At 57.4% G+C, this 21,528-nt stretch carries 18 protein-coding genes; 8 read left to right on the forward strand and 10 right to left on the reverse strand.

The window, feature by feature from the left end:
- Positions 1-12: 12 nt before the first annotated feature.
- Both lipB and lipA read left to right on the forward strand, forming a co-directional pair.
- Positions 13-672, forward strand: coding sequence for a lipoyl(octanoyl) transferase LipB (gene lipB / locus F3I47_RS05590; protein ID WP_058956321.1), 660 nt, complete (start codon positions 13-15; stop codon positions 670-672).
- A gap of 169 nt (positions 673-841) precedes the next feature.
- Positions 842-1,807 carry a lipoyl synthase gene (lipA, locus tag F3I47_RS05595; RefSeq protein WP_009091517.1) on the forward strand — a complete coding sequence of 322 codons (966 nt, stop codon included), beginning with the start codon at positions 842-844 and terminating at the stop codon, positions 1,805-1,807.
- 107 nt (positions 1,808-1,914) lie between these two features.
- Here lipA and tatE read toward each other — a convergent pair whose 3' ends face one another.
- The 4 genes from tatE to cspE all read right to left on the reverse strand — a co-directional run bounded on the left by tatE (position 1,915) and on the right by cspE (position 4,223).
- Complete coding sequence (gene tatE / locus F3I47_RS05600; protein ID WP_009091518.1) at positions 1,915-2,118, reverse strand: twin-arginine translocase subunit TatE; 204 nt, start codon at positions 2,116-2,118, stop codon at positions 1,915-1,917.
- Positions 2,119-2,254: 136 nt separating this feature from the next.
- Positions 2,255-3,049: a deaminated glutathione amidase gene (locus tag F3I47_RS05605; RefSeq protein WP_150029475.1), complete on the reverse strand. Its 795-nt coding sequence runs from the start codon at positions 3,047-3,049 to the stop codon at positions 2,255-2,257.
- Between the two features lie 307 nt (positions 3,050-3,356).
- Positions 3,357-3,785, reverse strand: coding sequence for a GNAT family N-acetyltransferase (locus tag F3I47_RS05610; protein ID WP_150029402.1), 429 nt, complete (start codon positions 3,783-3,785; stop codon positions 3,357-3,359).
- A gap of 228 nt (positions 3,786-4,013) precedes the next feature.
- Positions 4,014-4,223, reverse strand: a complete 210-nt coding sequence (cspE, locus tag F3I47_RS05615) for a transcription antiterminator/RNA stability regulator CspE (RefSeq protein ID WP_006118399.1) — start codon at positions 4,221-4,223, stop codon at positions 4,014-4,016.
- A 1,302-nt stretch (positions 4,224-5,525) separates the two neighbouring features.
- Here cspE and F3I47_RS05625 point away from each other — a divergent pair.
- The gene (locus F3I47_RS05625; RefSeq protein WP_009091526.1) at positions 5,526-5,771 is read left to right on the forward strand and encodes a hypothetical protein; all 246 of its coding nucleotides are present in this window, start codon (positions 5,526-5,528) and stop codon (positions 5,769-5,771) included.
- 117 nt (positions 5,772-5,888) lie between these two features.
- On the opposite strand, the gene gntT is transcribed toward F3I47_RS05625, so the two are convergent.
- On the reverse strand, positions 5,889-7,205 hold the full coding sequence (gene gntT / locus F3I47_RS05630; protein WP_009091528.1) for a gluconate transporter: 1,317 nt from the start codon (positions 7,203-7,205) through the stop codon (positions 5,889-5,891).
- A 290-nt stretch (positions 7,206-7,495) separates the two neighbouring features.
- Between gntT and F3I47_RS05635 the strand changes: the two genes are divergently transcribed.
- Complete coding sequence (locus F3I47_RS05635; protein WP_150029401.1) at positions 7,496-8,644, forward strand: iron-containing alcohol dehydrogenase; 1,149 nt, start codon at positions 7,496-7,498, stop codon at positions 8,642-8,644.
- Positions 8,645-8,698: 54 nt separating this feature from the next.
- Here the strand turns inward: F3I47_RS05635 and F3I47_RS05640 are convergent, their stop codons facing one another.
- The 4 genes from F3I47_RS05640 to F3I47_RS05655 all read right to left on the reverse strand — a co-directional run bounded on the left by F3I47_RS05640 (position 8,699) and on the right by F3I47_RS05655 (position 12,960).
- A complete protein-coding gene (locus F3I47_RS05640) occupies positions 8,699-9,535 on the reverse strand; it encodes a Cof-type HAD-IIB family hydrolase (RefSeq protein ID WP_150029400.1) in 837 nt (278 codons plus the stop codon).
- 102 nt (positions 9,536-9,637) lie between these two features.
- A complete protein-coding gene (locus F3I47_RS05645; RefSeq protein WP_150029399.1) occupies positions 9,638-10,129 on the reverse strand; it encodes an RcnB family protein in 492 nt (163 codons plus the stop codon).
- A gap of 247 nt (positions 10,130-10,376) precedes the next feature.
- The gene (locus F3I47_RS05650; protein WP_150029474.1) at positions 10,377-11,474 is read right to left on the reverse strand and encodes an ABC transporter substrate-binding protein; all 1,098 of its coding nucleotides are present in this window, start codon (positions 11,472-11,474) and stop codon (positions 10,377-10,379) included.
- A 199-nt stretch (positions 11,475-11,673) separates the two neighbouring features.
- On the reverse strand, positions 11,674-12,960 hold the full coding sequence (locus tag F3I47_RS05655) for an HAAAP family serine/threonine permease (protein ID WP_046101403.1): 1,287 nt from the start codon (positions 12,958-12,960) through the stop codon (positions 11,674-11,676).
- 364 nt (positions 12,961-13,324) lie between these two features.
- Here F3I47_RS05655 and F3I47_RS05660 point away from each other — a divergent pair, with 364 nt between their 5' ends.
- From F3I47_RS05660 to F3I47_RS05675, 3 genes are all read left to right on the forward strand, one after another.
- On the forward strand, positions 13,325-13,915 hold the full coding sequence (locus F3I47_RS05660; protein WP_150029398.1) for a hypothetical protein: 591 nt from the start codon (positions 13,325-13,327) through the stop codon (positions 13,913-13,915).
- Positions 13,916-14,064: 149 nt separating this feature from the next.
- A complete protein-coding gene (locus tag F3I47_RS05665; RefSeq protein WP_046101401.1) occupies positions 14,065-15,258 on the forward strand; it encodes a zinc-dependent alcohol dehydrogenase in 1,194 nt (397 codons plus the stop codon).
- A gap of 463 nt (positions 15,259-15,721) precedes the next feature.
- Complete coding sequence (locus tag F3I47_RS05675; protein WP_150029397.1) at positions 15,722-16,447, forward strand: GNAT family N-acetyltransferase; 726 nt, start codon at positions 15,722-15,724, stop codon at positions 16,445-16,447.
- A 14-nt stretch (positions 16,448-16,461) separates the two neighbouring features.
- On the opposite strand, the gene F3I47_RS05680 is transcribed toward F3I47_RS05675, so the two are convergent.
- Complete coding sequence (locus tag F3I47_RS05680) at positions 16,462-17,154, reverse strand: DUF421 domain-containing protein (protein WP_046101399.1); 693 nt, start codon at positions 17,152-17,154, stop codon at positions 16,462-16,464.
- 603 nt (positions 17,155-17,757) lie between these two features.
- Between F3I47_RS05680 and F3I47_RS05685 the strand changes: the two genes are divergently transcribed.
- Positions 17,758-21,519: an NAD(P)-binding protein gene (locus tag F3I47_RS05685; RefSeq protein WP_150029396.1), complete on the forward strand. Its 3,762-nt coding sequence runs from the start codon at positions 17,758-17,760 to the stop codon at positions 21,517-21,519.
- Positions 21,520-21,528: the final 9 nt, after the last annotated feature.

The following is a 21,528-nucleotide window of genomic DNA, read 5'->3' on the forward strand; positions in this document are numbered from 1 at the left end:
CGGATTCTCGTTTTGTCAGTTGAAACCCTTCTCGTCCGTCAGTCCGGTCTGCGCGACTGGCAATCTGTCTCCGATGCCATGCACCACTATACCGACCAGCGCGATGAACAGAGTCGCGACGAAATCTGGCTGGTCGAACATCCGCCGGTCTTTACCCAGGGCCAGGCAGGAAAAGCGGAACATCTGCTGATGCCGGGAGAGATTCCGGTGGTGCAGAGCGACCGCGGTGGCCAGGTGACCTATCACGGTCCGGGACAGCAGGTGATGTATGTCCTGATCGATGTCAAACGCCGTAAGCTTGGCGTCCGCCAGCTGGTTACGATTCTGGAAGAGACGGTGATTGCCACCCTGGCGGAATCTGGCGTCAGCGCCCGCGCGCGTGCCGATGCCCCTGGCGTCTACGTGGGTGATGAAAAGATCTGCTCACTGGGATTACGCATCCGCAAAGGCTGCTCGTTTCATGGTCTGGCGCTGAATGTGGCGATGGATCTCTCCCCCTTTCTGCGGATTAACCCCTGCGGCTACGCCGGCATGAGCATGACTCAGTTAAGTCATTTCCGGCCGGGCGTTACGACAGAACAGGTTCGTTCACCGCTGGTCAGCGCGTTTGCGCGGCTGGCAGGTTACGACCATGTTGAGTGGACCACGGATGATCTGCCGGTTCAGCCTTAGCGCTGAATGCGAATTTACAAATATGTAACTTTTCCGCGCTGACGGTGGCTGCTTCCCGGGCGCTGAGATGATATAATTTTTGCACTTTTTTCAAATAAAGTTGAAAGCATCCTTCCCGGTTTGAATGGGAACGCTTTCAAATCGCAATCCGACCGGAACCTGCTGATTTATGAGTAAACCAATTCAGATGGAACGCGGCGTCAAATATCGTGACGCAGACAAAATGGCGCTGATCCCGGTGAAAACCGTGGCTGTTGAACGGCAGGAGATGTTGCGTAAGCCGGAATGGATGAAAATCAAGCTGCCAGCTGACTCCAGTCGTATTCAGGGCATCAAAGCGGCGATGCGTAAAAACGGCCTGCACTCGGTCTGTGAAGAGGCCTCCTGCCCTAACCTCGCCGAATGCTTTAACCATGGCACCGCCACCTTTATGATCCTGGGCGCAATCTGTACCCGCCGCTGTCCGTTCTGCGATGTGGCCCATGGGCGTCCTAACGCGCCTGATGCCGGTGAGCCCGCGAAGCTGGCGCAGACCATCGCCGACATGGGACTGCGTTACGTCGTGATCACCTCGGTTGACCGTGACGATTTGCGTGACGGTGGCGCTCAGCATTTTGCCGACTGCATCAGCGCGATTCGCGAAAAAAATCCGACGATCAAAATTGAGACGCTGGTGCCGGACTTCCGCGGCCGTATGGATCGCGCGCTGGAGATCCTCACCGCGACGCCACCGGATGTGTTCAACCACAACCTTGAAAACGTACCGCGCGTCTATCGTCAGGTTCGTCCAGGCGCTAACTACGAGTGGTCGCTGAAGCTGCTGGAGCGTTTCAAAGAAGCGCACCCGGATGTCCCGACCAAATCAGGTCTGATGGTGGGTCTGGGCGAAACGAATGCCGAAATCATTGAAGTGATGCGCGATCTGCGTCGCCATGGCGTCACCATGCTGACGCTGGGTCAGTATCTGCAGCCGAGCCGTCACCATCTGCCGGTTCAGCGTTACGTCAGCCCGGCCGAATTTGATGAGATGAAAGAAGAAGCGATGGCGATGGGCTTCACGCATGCGGCATGTGGTCCGTTTGTCCGCTCTTCCTATCATGCCGATATGCAGGCGAAAGGGATGGAAGTGAAGTAATTCCCGCTTTGCTGCTGCGTAAAAACAAAAAACCAGACTGCTGACAGTCTGGTTTTTTTATGTGTGCCTGAAATAAAAAGTAACAGTTATTTGCTGCAAATAACCGATTAATCTTTATGAACGACGCGTTCTGCAGGCACGTCTTCAGCCGTATTTCGGGTTGCACTGGTATCTTCATCTTTCATGGCTTTCTTGAAGCCCTTGATTGCGGAGCCCAGATCGCCACCCAGCGAGCGCAACTTGTTGGTACCAAAAAGCAGTACGATAAGCGCACCGATAATCAGCAGCTTGGCAATACTGATACCTTCCATATTTAACCTTTCAACTTTATCGAATAACGGTGACTGTTATTTACGCGCAGATTGCCTGTCACCACAAGCAGAATCTGTAACAGAGTAAGATCTGACACCCCTGCCGTCAGCGTATCCGGCTCAGGCTCTGTTTGTTTCACTCTCCGTCGAGTTCAGGCCGGGCAAAACGCCGGTTCTCCAGCACCGGCAGCACCTGACGGGCATAGGCAAGACGTTCGGGATCGAGGTCGGCAAACAGCAGTGCGGGTGCTTCCGCCGCGTTTGCTACTGCGACCCCCATCGGGTCCACCACCAGACTGTTGCCGATATTGCGCGGACCACATTCGCCCGCCGCCACCATATAGCAGGTATTCTCCAGCGCACGGGCGCGGGTCAGCAGTTCCCAGTGCATCTCTTTCAGCGGGCCTTTCACCCAGGCGGCAGGCAGCACCAGGACGTCGGCACCGTCCAGCGCCAGCCGCCGTGCCATCTCCGGAAACCGCACGTCATAGCAGGTCATTAAGCCCACCTTCATACCGGCCACCTCAATCAGCGGAGGAATGACCTGGCCGGGATTGACCCGCTGCGACTCCTGCATCGTGAAAGCATCATAGAGATGCAGTTTTTCATAGACGGCGATGATCTCACCCTGTCGGAAGGCAACCAGCACGTTAAGCGCTTTCTGCGCGCCGTCGGGAACATGCAGACAGAGGATCGTCGTCAGGGCACGCTCTTTGCTGGCTGCCAGCAGCTGGCTCAGGAAAGGGCCATCCAGCGGCTGCGCCGCTTTCAGCACGATTTCGGGATCGGTAATATCCCGCGCCAGCACGCCTTCCGGCAGGACCAGCAGATCGGCTCCACCTTCCGCCGCCCGCTGCATCAGATCCAGACAGACAGCGGCGTTTTCCTGCCATTCACGACCGACGGCAAACTGCCCCAGAGCCACTCTCATCATTGTTCTTCTCCTGCTGTCGTCATCAACAGCCTTCCGGCGACCCTGTCAGAGGGATTCGCTCAGGCTGCCCCTGTTCACTGCCCTCATTGATCAACGCCGCGGCACTCTGCTCTGCGGTCGGGCTGAGGGAGCATCGTAACCTGAACACACCGGAAAAGTCTGCCGGAGAGAGCCTGTCAGCTCAGGCGGGCGCCTGAAGGACGTGCGCAGGGCAACCGTTTCTGCTGCCTGTCTGCCACGGAGAGAGCAGAAAGCACTGACCACCGGCCGGTCTCCTGCGGGAGGCTCACCCGCCGGCTGAAAATTAACTCGCCAGGGATTTAATATGATAACGGGGTGATTCGGCAAAGCCTTCACGGCCGTAGAAGAGATTCGCTTTCAGGCGCGACTGGTGGCAATGCACCTCCATGCGATCGCAGCCACGACGCGCCGCCAGCGCCTCAGCATGCTGAAGCAGCTGCTGCCCCATCCCTTTGCTGCGCTCGCCTTCGGCAATGCAGAAGTAGCTGATGCGGGCAAAGTCACCGGCCAGCGCCAGCTGTGGAATGAAATGGAGGGAAAGGAACCCCAGCACCTGGTTATCCTGTTCCGCCACTAAGAGTGCTTCTCTGGGATCGCTGCATAACTGCGCCAGGCGCTGCTCAATAAAACCTTCTGTGCCGCCGTAGCCTAATTCGCTGAGCAACGCACTCAGCGCAAAACTGTCTTTTAACTCTGCCTGCCGTATATTCATCCTGCCTCCTCACCCACCGGGATCTGTCACTCTGTTATAACGCGTTGCCCGCAAAAAAGCGGCACTTCAGCTTGTTATAAATATGTTACGAGGATTTATTGTGAAGCGTCGCGCAGTTTGTGCGGCAGACGAGCCAGCAGCGCAGGATAGACAGGAGAAGATGACGCGCAGATGACAGGCATAAAAAAACCCGCCATCAGGCGGGTTTTTAGAATTCTGACTGTTAACTTACAGGCTGATAACGTTAGCAGCAGATGGGCCTTTAGCACCGTCGGTGATTTCAAACTCAACGCGCTGACCTTCAGCCAGAGTTTTGAAGCCGTTGCTCTGGATTGCAGAGAAGTGTACGAATACATCTTTGCTGCCATCTTCAGGAGTAATGAAACCGAATCCTTTAGATTCATTAAACCACTTAACGTTACCTTTGATCTTAGACATCTATATTACCTTTACATGAAAAATGGACACTAAACTGTGTCGGCATCTAGTACAGCAATTGCGGAGGGATTTGTCCAGCACGATTTGATGAAAAAGTGATAAATATCGACTTTCTGTGCATCCATCACACTTTCCTGCTTTCCGACTTGCGAAATCGGTTTCAGCAGCTAGCGAACGCCTTTCCTCTTCTCCGTGCTAACACGCTGGAAAATCGTGCCTTTTTTGAATTTCAACTTAACAGGCGCTCTGGCTGAAAAAGAAAAATCTTATTGAGACCCGTTCCTGTTCTCTCTGACGAAATGGCGCGTAAAAACGTCTTTTTTTTCTCTGCCGGGTCAGCCAGGCGTCTGACGCTGGTGCAATTTTCAGGCGGCTGAAAGCCATAGCAGGATAAAAAATCACTTATTGCAAAAAATTTGCGATTAGTTCACCGCCAGTTCGCCTTTCTTTCCGACAAAATTGAGCCTGCCGTGCCGTTTATCCGCGCCAGGACAGGCCATCTGCGGGCGTTTTAGCCAATAGATGACAATCCTTGATCATGATCAATGAAGTGGTTTTTACAGACCGGATTCGCATTTGGCAGCAAACATTCATGCTCATAAGACACTACTTTTCTCATCGCAGTCCGGAATAATATTGCATAGCAATAGATTAAGTCTGCTTAACCGGTCAGGGAACGCGATCAGCACAGTGTCAGTCCAAAGGAGGTCATACGCAGGATGGTGATGAAAATACGCTGTAGTCAGTGTGGAAGCGCCCGGTTCGTTTTTGCTGATTACAAAGAGGGCCAGCGCACCTTTCATGGTGCCTGTTGCGCATGCTGTCGAAAACAGCTGGGCTCGCGGGATCTACTGCCGAATACGCCAATGGACCCGATTACACAGTGTCTGTTGGCCAGCCAGAAAACGTTTCGGGCACCTGATTAGGTGCCCGCTGTCGCAGAATCTTTAACAGAAATCAGAAAATCAGTTTGAACACCCCTGTCAGGGTCAGTAAGCCCACGATAAAAATGATCGCGATAATCCACAGAATAATTTTCATTTCCTTTTCCCTCGCTGGTTAAACAGGTTTCCTGTAAGCAGTATAGTCAGAAAACCAGGCTCTGCCGCTTCACTAAGTCGTTAACCGGTTACAGGTTCATCAACATTTGCTTTTATTTGCATTCTGAGAGTGCGATCGCAACCCCGTCTTTTACCCGCCCTCTTTCTTCGTTTTACAGACGACTCCTGGCTAAAATTCAGGCGGCAAGGCAGATCTCAATCTCAATAGTGAGGAGATTGACATGAGTTGTGAGGAGATCGTATGAGCACGATTAATACCAGTATGGGCCGCTACAGCCTTAAGGCTAAAAACAGCGGTAACCACATCAAAGGTTCTTTCGCCATCAACGATGAGGGCGGCACTCAGCTCACGATGCAGGAGTTTGAAGAGCACTACCTTGATGATGTGGTGAATAATGTCATCTATCCCGTCACTGGCGGCAACCGCGAAATTGCGCGTGCGCTTCGGGAACAGATGGTGAAAGCCGGTTTTGAAGCGCCTCATTAAGCGGGCAGCGTTAACTGTTATCACCCATGGGCCGCATAGCGCGGCCCTCTTTATGAGCACCATCCTCTTCAGAGAGCCAGCAGAGGGCCGCTGGCAGGCGGTGCCAGCGGCAGGGGATCAGATTACCCAGGAGAGCAGCAGACAGCCCACCAGGCCGCACACGGAGATAATGGTTTCCAGCGCCGACCAGGAGCGAATGGTCTCTCCTATCGTCAGGTTGAAATACTCCTTGAACAGCCAGAAGCCAGGGTCGTTAACGTGAGAGAAGATGACGCTGCCGGACCCTACGGCGATCACCATCAGTTCCGGGCTGGCACCACTGGTGACAATCAGCGGGGCCACAATGCCACCTGCGGTAATCGCCGCCACCGTTGCCGAACCCAGCGCGATACGCAGCACCGCCGCAATAGACCAGGCCATAAAGATGGGTGACAGCTGAGTCGAGTGCATCATGCTGGCGATATATTTATCCACGCCGCTGTCGACCAGTACCTGCTTAAAGGCCCCGCCGCCACCGATGATCAGCAACATCATAGCGATGATTTTGATCGAGTCGGTCAGGGTATCCATCACCTGTTCCATTGAGCGACCGCGGTTGAGGCCAAACGTGAAGATGGCAATCAGTACGGCAATCAGGGTGGCCATGACCGGGTCGCCAAAGAACTCAGCATACGGCAGCAGCACATGCCCTTTTGGCAACAGCATCTCTGCCACCGCACGCAGGGCCATCAGCACCACCGGCACCAGGGCCGTCCAGACGCTGACCCCAAAGCTGGGCATTTCTGCTTCGGTGAACGTTTTCGGGTTATAGAGTCCCTGCGGAATCGGTTTGTCGATGCCCTTCAGGAAGCGGGCATAAACCGGACCCGCCAGAATCACCGTAGGAATACCCAGCAGGGTGCCGAACAGCAGCGTTTTGCCCATGTCAGCATTGAACAGCGTGGCGATGGCGGTCGGGCCGGGATGCGGTGGCAGAAAGCCATGCGTAACGGACAGTGCAGCCGCCATCGGCACGCCGACATAGAGCAGCGGCACGCGCGCCGACGCCGCCACGCTGAACACCAGCGGCAGCATCAGCACAAAGCCAACTTCATAGAACAGTGCAAATCCGACGATAAAACCGGTCAGCACCAGCGCCCACTGAATGTGCTTTGTGCCAAATTTTTCGATCAGCGTGGTCGCGATACGCTGCGCACCGCCGCAGTCGGCCAGCAGCTTACCCAGCATGGCACCAAAGCCCATGATCAGCGCCAGGCTGCCGAGCGTGCCGCCGACACCCGCTTTAATAGACGTAATCACTTTATTGACCGGCATGCCCTGCATCACGCCGACAGCCAGCGCCACCAGGATCAGCGCGATAAATCCATTAAGCTTAAAGCGAATCATCAGCAGCAGCAGTAACGCGACGCCGATCGCCACATAGAGTAATGGCATAGGTTTTCTCCACCTTGCGCACTGAATGGAATCCAGTGTCGGTTGTTATCATGGTCCCCTGAGGGCTGCAAAACAGTGCGCCTGTAAGAATTTTATACATCCGGACAAACGCTGTTACCGATAACATGTTAAGGGTAACATCCGCAGTAAAGCACCACCCCGCCGGGGTGAATTTCTGTTTTGCGAAGATGATCAACTTTTTACCGGGACGTTATCAGAAAGTTTGCCAGTGCCGGCGGCGCGCTTTTCGTTACACTCAGATTTTAGTGAAATGTAAAAAGGATGCGCTGGTGAGTGTGAACCTGAGTGAGCTGTACAGTAATCAACGAACCCTCTTTGGCCGCGGCAGCCTCGATAAACTGGTGCCGCTGCTGGCCGCCCGGTCACAGCCTACCCTGCTGTTTTGCGGGCAATCCTTTCTGCAGGGTGCGGCGTATGAGCGGATTAAAGCTGACCTGAACGCGCAGATTATCGGCTATGAAATTGTCAGCCATGAAGCCTCTCCTGCTGAGATTGATGGCTGGGTGGCACGCTGGCGGGGTCATGTGGATCGGGTGGTGGCCATCGGCGGGGGCAGCGTGCTGGATGCGGCTAAAGCGTTCAGCGCGATGATGCAACATCCATTGCCGACGGCCCGCTATCTGGAAAAGGTGGGCGACAGCGCGGTTCAGCCAGTCACCTTACCGCTGATTGCCATTCCGACGACGGCCGGGACCGGCAGTGAAGTGACGCAGAATGCGGTGGTGACCGACCAGCGTGATATTCAGATCAAAGCCTCACTGCGCCACCCGGTTTTTGTCCCGGAAGTGGCTATTCTCGATCCCGATCTGCTGAAGGGGGCACCTGACCACGTGCTGGCGACCTGCGGGATCGATGCCTTTACCCACCTGTTTGAAGCCTACCTCTCCGCGAAAGGTAATCTTTTCACTCAACAGCTGGCCGTGACCGGCCTGCGTCAGTTTATCCAGGCCTGGCCGGCGCTGAACAGTGAAGAGAGTGCGGGCGATGCGGCAAGAGAGTCGATGATGATGGCATCGTGGCTGGGAGGAGTTGCGCTGAGCAGCGCCGGTCTGGGGGTCATCCACGGTATTGCAGGCGAACTGGGCGCGATAAAACCGTTTCACCACGGCGAAGTGTGCGGGCGGCTGTTGTTCCCCTTCCTGGAGCTGCTGGCCGACAGCGATCATCCGCGGCAGCAGACACTGATGTCAGCATTACATGGGCAGCTTTTCAGTGAAGCTACCGACTCACCCGCGCAGTTCCTCAAAACGTGGCTGCAGCAGCAGGCGATTCTGCCGTTCTGGCAGGGGGGACCCACGCTGACGGGCGAAGAGGTGAAGTGGATACTGGCGCGCGCCAACAGCAAAAATTCGCTGGTGAATTACAGCCGCGAACAGATGGAGACGATGATCGCCCAGGCCTGGCGCATCACGGCGTGAAGAGAGGCGGGCCAGATGACCCGCCCTTGCCCTTCCGAAAACCGCGTCTGCCCGTTACGCGGGCAGATTTGCGAATGGCCCCTCACCGGCCAGCATCTGCTCAATCACCTGCAGCACGCCCTCTTCGTTATTAGCAGGAGCAGCATAGCGTGCTGCCTGCTTCACCCGCTGTGGCGCGTTGGCCATGGCAAAACTGAAACCAGACTGCTTAAGCATCTCCAGATCGTTGCCGCCATCACCAAACGCCAGCACCTGGTCGTGTGTGATGCCCCAGCGCGTGGCGAGCAGATCCAGGCCATGCGCTTTATGATTGCCCGGCACAATCAGGTCAACGGAGCCGTGTCCGCTTGAGGTTGCGGCCACACGACCATGATGCAGCCGCTCGATATCCGCCATCAGCGGCTCGATAGCGTCGTCAGAGAGATTCAGTGCGAACTTGAACAACCGATCATGCTGCACCTCATCCAGATGCTGAATCGGCTTCAGGCGATGACAGTAGTGACGCATCTTTTTCAGCCAGCTCTCTTCCATGCCGTCAAAGTAGTACGCACTTTCGCGTCCACACAGCAGATAACGCAGGCCGGGATAGTTGCCGTTTTGCAGGGTGTTGATGACCGCTTCGACATCGCGGCGGTCAAAGGCGCCGCAGAACAGCTCCTCATCACGGTCGATAATCCATGCGCCGTTTTCCGCCACAAAGGCGATATTGCTGGCGACCTCCGGAAAAAAGGATTTGAGCTGGTAGTACTGATTACCGCTGGCCACGACAAATTTGATGTCGCGGGCGGTGAGTTGCTGGTAGCAGGCGAGAAACCGGGATCGATTGTACTGCTTATTGTCGTCCAGAAAAGTGCCATCCATATCAACCGCAACCATCTTAACCGTCGTCATCATGACTCCTTACACAGGGAGAATGTCAGTGTGGAGTCTCAGGATAGACGCTGGCGGCGCAAAACGGAAAGAAAGCGGGATGGCCGCCGCCATCCCGTGGGATCAATTCAGTGCGTTGTTCAGCAGCAATGAGGTGATAATGCCGGTTGCCGCCGCAATCAGCACATAGTTGCCGTTGATGTCTGCCCAGTGCTCCCCCTGCGGAGGTTCAGGCAGTCCGCGCGCATCCCAGTCGTCAACACGGTAACGGTCGTCACAATAGGCTCGCGGGATCGCATGGCCACGGCGAAACTCATGTCCCTGCCAGGCGAATGCGTCGCGCGGCTCATATCGCCCTCTGTCGTGACGGAAGCGCTCGTCATCATGACGCGCATGTTCAATCTCATGGCGTTCCCGCTCTTCATGACGATGGCGGTCGTCGCGGTCACGATCCGGATGCGGGCCGGGCCCCCACACATCCGGGCCAGGGCCATCATTCTGATGCGGCACCGGCGGGCGGTGCGAATCGCCGCGATCGTCTGCCAGCGTGGTCTGAGAAAAGAGCGTGCTGCATGTCAAAAGTGAAGCGATAAGCGTTAATGTTGTTTTTTTCATGGTACTGCCTCCGAAAATAACGGCTGTCAGGCACCGTTGATCGGCATCATGGCAATAATCCTGTATGGCAACATCTGTATAATTCTTAAAAACCGCCAATTTACAGACCATTACGCGTAATTATCACTTTCTTAACACTGGAGAGCGCCCTGCCCGCTGGCTGATCGGCGCATCAGACAAAACGCCGATCGCAGCTGCCAGCGAAAACGTGTGTCAGGGTACGAAACCGCACCCTGACAGGGGCCGGTTATGGCGTACTGAGGATCACGGGCGCGTCAGGTAATCCTGTAAAGTGCGTCACGATGTGGTGGTAATCCGCCGTGGGGTCGAGGTCACGAAACTGTTGCGGATAGAGATCTTTCGCCAGAATCTCCATCCCGATAATGTTGTAGGGATGGTTATAGAAGTGATGGTAAACGCCATAGACGCGCTGCTCTCTGACCGGGGCGATCTGTGCCAGCCCCGTGCGGCTCAGTAAGCGCTTAAAGGTCGCGGTCACCTCGGCCTGATTCGCGCCATAACCAAACGGCAGCACATTGCTGTTCGGCCGCTTTGAGCCGGTCATGATGTAGACATCCGGCTTCATGGCGATGATCTTCTCCAGCGAAACAAAGCCGGAACTGCCGGGCAGCAGTGCAGAGCCAATATTTTTGCCGCCGACCGCCTCCACCAGCGCGCCCCAGCCGTTGTGTCCGTGGGTAAAGCAGCAGTTGTCGCTGTTACCGGCAATCGGCTCGACAAAAACCGTCGGCTTGTGCGAAACCCGGGCGATCTTCTCCTGAAGCGCCTGCCAGCGCTGCTGATAAAAATCGGCGTAGTCTTTTGCTTCAGCTTCACGGTTCAGCACCGTGCCGAGCACGCTCACGCTCTTCAGGGTGTTCTCTTTCGGATGCAGCTCATCATCGAGGAACAGTACCGGGATGTGCAGATTTTTCAGGGTGGCCAGCACGCCTGATTGTGTCAGCGCAGGTTTGGCGCGCAGCTGCGCAATCATCAGATCGGGCTGCTTCGCCAGCACGCTCTCCAGGTTGACCTGGCCCTGATCGTTAAAGCCCATATCCACAATTGAGGTCGCCTGAGGCCAGCGCTGCTTCAGCAGATCCCAGGTCTGGGTGTCCTGCTTTTTCGGCAGATTGTTCCAGGCCACGACCCGCTGAAACGGATTCTGTCGATCCAGCAGTGCCAGCGTCATGACGTCGCGGCCATCCTGCAGAATCACATGCTGAGGCTCTTTCTGCAGCGTAATTTTCTGTCCATCCATATCGGTCACGGTGACCGGATAAGTGGTGGCCGCGCAGGCGGTCGACAGCAAAAGTGTGGTGGCAGCAGCCATCCCGATCTTCATGTTCATCCTGTCCTTTAAAGGAATAATAATTATTCGCGTTAACTCTACCATGTCACTCTGTAACAACTGTAACCATTGCTAACCAGATACTTCAGTCGGGCAGGAGACAGGGGATGAACCGGATTCGGAAGCGCGGGAGGCGTGTATGACAGGGGGAACGGCAGGTGCCTCCCGGAGGAGGCGCCTGCCGTGGGCAGGATTACTTCACCAGCGAATAGAAAATAGCGGAGATGGCAATCACTCCGATCAGCACCACAAACAGGTTGCTGATTTTTCCGCTGTACTGACGCATTGCCGGGACTTTCTGAATGGCATACATCGGCATCAGGAACAGGATCATGGCAATGACCGGCCCGCCCAGCGTCTCAATCATGCCGAGAATATTCGGGTCCAGCGTTGCCACCAGCCAGGTCGTCAGCAGCATAAAGAGTGACGTCAGGCGATTCAGTCTGGCCGGCGCGATCGCTTTACCGCGACTGCGCAGCGCTTTATTGACCATGCCGTTGAACCCTTCGCGCGCGCCAAGGTAGTGACCCAGGAACGATTTGGTGATCGCCACCACCGCGATCAGCGGGCCCAGCCAGGCAATCATCGGCACCTGAAAGTGGTTCGCCAGATAGGAAAGAATCGTGATGTTCTGCGCCTTGGCCGCATGCAGATCCTCAGGCGACAGGCTCAGCACGCAGCTGAAGACAAAGAACATCACTGTCACCACCATCATCAGGTGTGAGCAGGCCAGAATGCGCGAGCACTTTTTCTCAGCGGCGTCGCCATACTCTTCGCGCTTCGCCAGCGCAAAGGAGGAGATAATGGGAGAGTGGTTAAAGGAGAAGACCATCACCGGGATCGCCAGCCACAGCGTCATCCACAGGCTGCTGCCTGCAGGCTGAACGGTCAGCGTGGAGAGCGCCGCGCCGTGCCAGTGTGGGATCAGATAGCAGGCCATCAGCATCAGCACCGCGACAAAGGGGTAGACCAGCACGCTCATCGCTTTGACAATCATCTTCTCGCCAAAGCGCACAATGGTCATCAGCCCGACAATCAGCAGCAGCGACAGCAGCGCGCGCGGCGGTGGCACCAACCCCAGCTGATTCACCATCAGACTCTCGACCGTATTGGTAATCGCAACGCTGTACATCAGCAGAATCGGGTAGATGGCGAAGAAATAGAGCAGCGTAATCAGCTTGCCCGCCCCGACGCCGAAATGCTCCTCAACAACCTCGGTGATATCACCGGCCGGGTTTTTGCCGGAGAGGACAAAGCGGGTCAGCGCGCGGTGCGCATAAAAGGTCAGCGGAAACGCCAGTATCGCCATAATGATTAGCGGGATGAGGCCGCCGACGCCCGCATTAATCGGCAGGAACAGGACACCCGCACCAATCGCAGTGCCGTATAAACCCAGCATCCACATGGTGTCGGTTTTACGCCATCCCGTATCGACGTCACTTTCAAGCGCGCCCAGCGTGCCAGTTTGCGTGGTTTTCATCAGATATTCCGTGTTAAAAGCGCCAGTACCCTGGACCGCTGAAAGAGGTGTCGTCCCCTGCTTTCCGGCCCGGTCGCAGCGGAACCTGCGCGCGTGATGCTGCCAACGCACATGCACAGGTAATCGTTTGCGTGCGCCACTTTTTACACTACCTGACGATAAAAGTTCAAGCCGCACCGATAAACGCGCACAGATTGCTGAAATAACCGTCAGGTTGTGCAGAGTGACTGCGGGGCAGATCATGCCATCTTTAAGGCCGCTTTACCGCACTAAAAAAGGTGATCGCTGTAACGGTTAAGCACAACGGGCTACGCTTTAACTCTGACGGGTCGCGAAGGTGGCGACGCAAATACGGGAGAAGAGAATGAAAATTGCCTGTCTGGGCTGGGGATCGTTAATCTGGAAAACCGGCGCGCTGCCGGTCGCCAGTGAGTGGCATCATGATGGTCCCGCCGTACCGGTGGAATTTGTGCGCATCAGTGATGGCGGTGAGCTCTCCACAGCGATCTGCCTGAATGCCAGTCCGGTGCCGGTGTGCTGGGCCTGGCTGAATACCGCTTCACTGGAGCGGGCCTGCCAGGCGCTGCGGCTTCGTGAGGCCATTCCGGACAACCGCGTTGATGGCGTCGGGATGATCACGGTGACAGATAACGCCACAGGCCCGCTGGCGGCGTGGGCGCAGGCCAGAGGGATTGAAGGTCTCATCTGGACTGATTTGCCCGCCCGCATGGCCGGTGTCGAAGGCCAGATACCGACGCTGGGTCAGGCGCGGCACTATCTGCAGCAGCTGAGCGGTGAAACGCGGGAACACGCCTTCCGCTACATTGAACAGGTGCCGGCGCAAATCGACACGGCCTATCGTCGCGCCTTTGCCGATCTGATACGGTGGCAGCCCGATGCGCCCCTCGTCACGGTTGCTGCCACCCGGACACCCCCTCCCTGCCAGCACGGCTGAGACGGGGCTTTCTCCTGCACCGCTCTGCTTACTCTTCTGAGGGTGACTACACTTCACGCAGGCTGAGGCTCAGATATCGCAACACTTCCCCGCGAGTGGTCAAGGCTCACGGTCTGACCGTCCTCCCCTTATCAGCAGGAGATGAACAGATGAAAGCATTAACCTACCACGGCCCGCATAAAGTCAGCGTGGATAACGTCCCCGATCCCGGCCTGGAGGCCGCAGATGACATCATTCTGCGTGTGACCGCCACGGCCATTTGTGGTTCAGACCTCCACCTCTATCGCGGCAAAATTCCCGGCACCGGCCACGGTGATATCTTTGGCCATGAGTTTATGGGCGAAGTGGTTGAGACAGGCAGTGCGGTCACGGCCGTCGCCAAAGGCGATCGGGTGGTCATCCCGTTCGTTATCGCCTGTGGCGACTGCTTTTTCTGCCTGCTTAATCAGTATGCCGCCTGTGAGAACACCAACAGCGGCCGGGGTGCCATCCTGAACCGCAAAAATATTACTCCGCCGGCCGCGCTGTTTGGCTTCAGCAAACTTTACGGTGGTGTGCCCGGCGGACAGGCTGAGTATGTCCGGGTGCCTAAAGCCAACACCGGCCCGTTTAAAGTGCCGCCGGTGCTGTCGGATGAGAAAGTGCTGTTCCTCTCCGATATCCTGCCAACCGCCTGGCAGGCGGTGAAAAATGCCGAGGTCAGACCCGGTTCCAGCCTGGCTATTTTCGGTGCCGGGCCGGTGGGGCTGCTCAGCGCCGCCTGCGCGCGTCAGCAGGGGGCCGAACAGATCTACATGATCGACCACAACAGCTACCGCTTAAACTTTGCCCGTGAACGCTATGGCGTTATCCCGATTAACTTCGATGAAATTGATGACCCGGCAGGCTGGATCATCGAACAGAGCGCCGGCAATCGCGGGGTGGATGCGGTGATTGACGCCGTGGGCTTTGAGGCGAAAGGCAGCCTGACGGAAACCGTACTCAGCAACCTCAAACTGGAGGGCAGCAGCGGTAAAGCGTTGCGCCAGTGTATTGCGGCGGTGCGGCGTGGCGGTATCGTCAGCGTGCCGGGCGTTTATGCCGGTTTTATTCACGGCTTCCTGTTTGGTGACGCCTTCGACAAAGGGCTGACCTTTAAGATGGGGCAGACCCACGTTCACGCCTATCTGCCTGACCTGCTTAAGCTGATTGAACAGGGCCACCTGACACCGGAAGAGATTGTGACCCATCATCTGCCGCTGGAGGATGCGGCCCGCGGCTACGATATTTTCAACAAACGGGAAGAGGAGTGCCGCAAGGTGATTCTGGTGCCTGGCCTGTCACCCACGCAGGCCACCCTGTAACCTGCGGGTCTGACGCGTTCAGATTCGGCTCTCTGGTGCCCCGGCAGCGTGCTCTGCCGGGGCGTTATCTTAAAACGGCCTGCGTTGCAGAGTGCTCCGCCCCTCCCGTCCCTCCAGCAGATGTTCATCCGGACTATCTGCCGTATCCACCTGGCTCCCTTGTTCCAGCAGTCGCGCGCTGCGTGAATGGGGATGACTTTCGCTGATCACCTGTTGTGAAAACGCGCCAAACGATAATAGTAAAAAAAGTAACCCACTGGCCAGCCTCACTTTCATACGCACACCTCTTTGATAACGGTGACGCTATGCTGCCCGAAGCGTTTTCATTTTCTGTCAGTAACAGGCAAAGTTATGTGGCAACCGGGAACAAGCTGCAACGCGTTTAGCTACGGTTCAGGCTAACCCGTCAGAACGGCGGATCTTCCCCCTCGTATACCGTCCGTTTTCCTTCAGGAGGATGCTATTGAACATCAATCAGTTTAATCAGCCGGTCGGCGAGGCTCTGCCCGAGTGGCAGCCGGTTGCCAGACCGCCCCGCGCACCACTGTCGGGTCAGCATTGCCTGCTTCTGCCGCTGAGTCTCGATCATGCGGAACCGCTGTTTCACGCATTCATGCAGGCAAAGGATGATCGCGACTGGACATGGCTGAGTGCAGAACGGCCCACGTCACTATCACAGATGCAGCGCTGGATTGCGGATAAAGTAGCGGATGCGGCGCTGATACCCTTTTCAGTCTGTACGCAGGAGCAGCAGCCTTATGGTGTCGTCTGCTTCGCCAGCATTGAGCAGGAACATGGCACCATTGAAATTGGTCACGTGACATGGTCGCCGCTGATGCAGCGCACTGTTATCGGCAGCGAAGCGATTTTTCTGCTGCTGCAGCAGGCTTTTTCACTCGGCTATCGTCGGGTAGCATGGCGCTGTGATTCAACTAACGTCGCGTCACGGCGGGCAGCAGAACGACTCGGGTTCCGCTTTGAGGGCCGCTTTCGCCAGGTCATGACACGTAAACAGCGCAACCGCGATACCGACTGGCTGTCGATTATCGATCGTGAATGGCCGGCCGTTCAGTGTGCCCTGAGTTCGTGGCTGAGTGCGGAAAATTTCACGGCCGAGGGTCAGCAAAAGCGACCGCTCAGTGCCTGCTTCGCCGACGTTAAACCGGGCGATGGGAAGGCTGAAAGCTGAGCTGACGCGGGCCATCAGTGCAACCGGCGCACGGTCAGCGCCACAGACCAGCGCTGGCGCTGGCAGCGCGGACAGACCGCCTGCTGCTCTGCCTCAATGGTCCGGGTCTGGCCGCAATGGGTGCAGGCATAAAGCCCGCTCGTCGGGACCGTGCTGTAATCCTGCCGGTGCGCGGGAGGCAGCACGCTTAACCCGGCGCGCATCGCATCGTCGTCATAGAAATAGAGGCTGAGCTGGCCATCGACCTCCACCAGCGCCAGGCGGATCTGCCCCAGATGTTCCACGCCGCTCTGCCGCAACTCCATATAGAACTCATCTTCGGAAATATTCAGCCGATCCAGACTTTCCAGCACATACAGCCCGTCTTTAATCAGGGTAATCACATCCCCCTGAATCAGCCGTGAAAAGCGCGGACTGAGCGCCGTCAGCCAGGTGGTCAGACGGTAGAGCGACAGCAGAACCACAAACACCATAATGACCGGCAGCACCGGCACATCATCATAAAACGTCACGTCACCCGAGGCGGAACCCAGCGTCAGGATCACCACCAGTTCAAACAGAGACAGCTGACGCACGCCGCGCCGCCCGGAGACTTTGAGAAAGGTAAATACCACCAGATAAGCGATCAGGACACGCGCCACCACCTCAAACAAAAAGGTGGCGGGCTGATCGTTGAGCAAAAAACGGTGCCAGTCGAATGAGAACATAGTCTGCTAAACATCCTGTTTTAAAGGGGGCGTCTCTTCGCCGCCGCCGATTGATTGGCCCGCCGATCCAGGCCAGCGATACGTCAAGCTTGTCGCCTGTTCGCCAAAAGGCAAGCGAAGCTGTAAGCCTGAAGCGGGCGAGTCTGACCGTTCTGCAGGCTGCGGAAAAGGTTAACAAAGCTGAAAAAGGGATAGCCTCGCCTCACGCTGCGCTTATTTTGCTGGCGACTGAAACGGAAGCAAAAATTTCCTGTTTCTGTCTGGCTGCTTTTTGCCGCTGCGTTTTCTCTTTTTACTTCAATAATTTGCCAAGAACATTACCCAGCCTATACTTTCCAGTAAGGCTTCCACCTCATCACTTAACATTCAGAGAAGCCACTCTTTTTCCTGCCGATAGCGCTGTCTGTGAAACCAGCTATCTCACTCGTCCATTTTGCAACAGGTGCTGATGCCTGCCATTCAGCGTCTGTGGCTTATGGCAGGGATCGCCCGTTCGTTGAGAGTGGCCCGACCGGCCAGTCTGCTTTGCATACCCATAACGCCCTGACCCGTTTCACGACGGCGCGTCAGCGGGAAGCGTGTTGCTTTTTTTCGGGAGATGCCATGACGCCTTTTTCCAGTTTCTGGCAGGCGGGTTACGAAGGGGCCGATCATATCAATCCTGCCGGTCTTTCGCTGTCGATGAACGATCTGAATCAGCATCAGAGCCGTGCAGCGGCGGATTATGCCGCCCTGGCCCCCTTTTCCCTTCGCACGGTGCGCGAAAGCGTGGGCTGGCGGCTGTGTGAACGCGATGGACGCTATGACTTCTCGACCGTTGCAGCGCGGATGGTGGCCGCACGTGAGCAGGGTATTCAGCTCAGCTGGACACTCTGTCACTACGGCTGGCCCGCTGACGTCACGCTGTTCAGTGATGACTTTGTCAGCCGGTTTGCCGCCTTCTGCGGCGCCCTGGCCCGCTTTCTCGCCCCCTGGTATTCGTCTGCGCCGGTCTATTCACCGATGAATGAGATCTCTTTCCTCAGCTGGGGCATCTCCGTCGGGGTCTTCCCCTGTGAGGCGATCCCTGAACCCGATCGGGCTGATGCCGCCAAGCGTCAGCTGGTGCGGGCTACGCTGGCGGCCTGTGATGCGATCTGGCAGGCGGATCCGCGCGCCCGCCTGTTGCACTGCGATCCGCTGATCCATATCGTGCCCGATCCCGCCGATCCCGACAGCGACGGGCTGGCACGCGCCCTGTGTGACACCCAGTACCAGGCGTGGGACATGCTGAGCGGCAGACGTCATCCGGAGCTGGGCGGCGCGCCCCGCTATCTCGATCTGGTGGGCGTCAACTATTACCACGACAACCAGTGGGAGCAGGGTTCGAACCAGCGACTCTGGTGGCATCTGGGCGACAGCCGCCGCCTGCCGCTGCATCAGATGCTGCAGCAGGTCTGGCAGCGTTATCAGCGGCCGCTGCTGCTGGCAGAAACCAGCCATGTCGGCAGCGGACGCGGAGCCTGGATCGGCGAGATCGCCGCCCAGGTGGCGCAGGCGCAGCTGGCGGGCGTTGAGATGCTCGGCATCTGCCTCTATCCGATTCTCGATCGTCCCCTCTGGGAGGAGACCACCTTCTGGACCCGCAGCGGGTTATGGGATTTGGACCTGTCAGGGCCCGATCCTTACGCCCGCCAGTTACAGCAGCCTTATGCCGACGCCCTGCGCCAGGCGCAACGCTTTTTGCAGCACATCGTCCCTTCCTCATCCCTCTGTCAGGAGTCTGTCATGAACAAACCCGCTCTTATCGTTTTCAGTCATTTACGCTGGGGCTTTGTTTTCCAGCGCCCGCAGCAGCTTCTGACCCGTCTGGCACAGCACTATCGCGTGCTGTTCGTCGAGGAGCCGGTCTGGCAGGCGGGACCACCAGGCCTGCATCAGAGTTCGCCTGCAGCAAATATCACCGTGATCCAGCCGCATACCCACCACGACGCGCCCGGTTTTCACGACAGCCAGATTGCCCCCCTGCTGCTGCTGCTCGCCCCCCTGCTGGAGGAGGATGAGGAGCCGCTGATCTGGTTCTATACCCCCATGGCTCTGCCGCTGCTCACCCCCTTCAAACCCCGGCTGGTGATCTACGACTGCATGGATGAGCTCTCCGCCTTCCATAATGCCCCGCGCCAGCTGCAACAGCGCGAATCGGCGCTGATGACCCGCGCCGATCTGGTGTTCACCGGCGGCTCCAGCCTCTATGAAGCAAAGCGCGATAAACATCATCAGGTTTACTGCTTCCCCAGCAGCGTGGATGCCGTCCACTTTGAGCAGGCGCGCGATCGCAGTAACCATCATCCGCTTCAGGATACGATCCCGGCAAAGCGGCTTGGCTATTACGGCGTACTGGATGAGCGTATCGATCTGCCGCTGATTGCCGCGCTGGCGGACAGCCATCCGGAGTGGCAGATCATCATGGTCGGGCCGGTGGTGAAAATCGATCCCGCCAGCCTGCCGCAGCGCGACAATATTCACTGGCTCGGCCAGCAGCCCTACCAGGCGCTGCCGCAGTTCCTGGCGGGCTGGGATGTCTGCCTGATGCCTTTTGCCATTAACGCCTCGACGCGTTTCATCTCGCCCACCAAAGTGCTGGAGTATATGGCGGCACAGCTGCCGATTGTCAGTACCGCCATCGTGGACGTGGCGCGACATTACGCTGAAGAAGTGGCGGTGGCAGAGACCCCTGCCGCCTTTATTGCCGCCTGTGAAGAGGCGATGACCCTCAGTGCGACTGAGCGACTGACGCTGGCGGGCCGCATGCAGGTAAGAGTGGACGCGACCTCCTGGGATCGCACGGCAGAACAGATACAGGCCCTGATCCAGCAGGCTCTGACACATCCGCAGCCTGCCGGTGAGCCGGTCACGCCAGCCAGTGCCCAGGCGAACGTGACGCCGTTAACCCCGGCGATGCTGGAGAGCGAAGCGGTGCCCTGCCTGATTGTCGGTGCCGGGCCAACCGGACTGAGCGCCGGTTATCACTATGGTGAAGGCGCGGTGCTGCTGGAGAAAAATGCCACGCCGGGCGGCTGGTGCCGCTCCATCGACGATCGGGGTTTTACCTTCGACTATGCCGGTCACATTATGTTTTCGCAGGACCCCTATGTCCTGCAGCTCTACGAGATGCTGCTCGGCGACAATCTGCACTGGCAGGCGCGTGAGGCCTGGGTCTGGAACGACGGCATCTATACCCGCTATCCCTTCCAGTCGGCGCTGCACGGTCTGCCGGTTGAGGTCGTAAAAGAGTGCGTGCTGGGCGCAATCGAGGCGCGCTATGGCGAAACGGCCGCGCCCGCGGTGCCGCTGGATCGGGCGCGGGCGCGACGGGACTGCTGTGCCGATGGCGCGATAGCGGATGAGGGCAGCCTGGCCGGTGAAGTGGAAGGCGAAGAGGATTTTCAGCACTTTATCCTGCGCACCTGGGGGAAAGGGATCGCACGCCACTTTGCCCTGCCTTATAACCAGAAACTGTGGAAAGTGCCGCTGACTGAGATGGAGACCTCGTGGCTGGGCGGACGCGTGCCGCTGCCCGACCTGGCGCAGATTATCGATGGCGCACTGCAGCCGCTGGCAAAACCGGTGGGGCCTAACGCCCGCTTCGGCTATCCGCTGCGCGGTGGCTTCCAGGCGCTGATGTCCGGCTTTCTGCCGCACCTGAAGTGCAAACTGGAAACGGATGCCACCCTGAGCCGGATTTATCCGCAGGCGCATGTCGCCCTGCTGGCGGATGGACGCCACTACCGCTATGAGCAGTTGATCAGCACCATGCCGCTGCCGGAACTGATTAAACTGATGGGCGATGAGGCGCCGGAGAATGTACAGCGGGCGGCACAGCAGCTGCAGTTTGTCTCGGTGCGCTGCGTGAACCTGGGCATCGGCCGGGCTGACCTGACCGAAAAACACTGGATTTACTATCCGGGCGACACGCTGTTTCACCGCATCTTTGTGCAGGGCAATGCCAGCCCGCACTGCAATCCCCCCGGCGGGTTCGGCTTAACCTGTGAAATCACCTACAACGCCGCCCATCCGCTGCCGCTGGCGGGCGATGCGCTGATTGAACGCTGCCGTCAGGATTGCATCCGGGTCGGGATGATCAGCGAGAGCGATCCGCTGCTCTGCGCCTCAGAGGTCGATATGCCCTACGCCTACGTCATCTATGACCATGCGCGCAGTGCGAACGTGGCGCTGATAAGGCAGTGGCTGCTGACGCAGGATATTCATCTGTCAGGCCGCTACAGTGAGTGGGAATATTACAATTCCGACCACGCTTTCCTCGCCGGTAAACGCGCCGCCGAAAATGTCCGGCTGCAGCATGTCAGCGAGCGGACACGCGGCTGACCCGACGCA

This window comes from Pantoea sp. M_10, assembly GCF_008631515.1.
GTDB lineage: Bacteria > Pseudomonadota > Gammaproteobacteria > Enterobacterales > Enterobacteriaceae > Pantoea > Pantoea anthophila.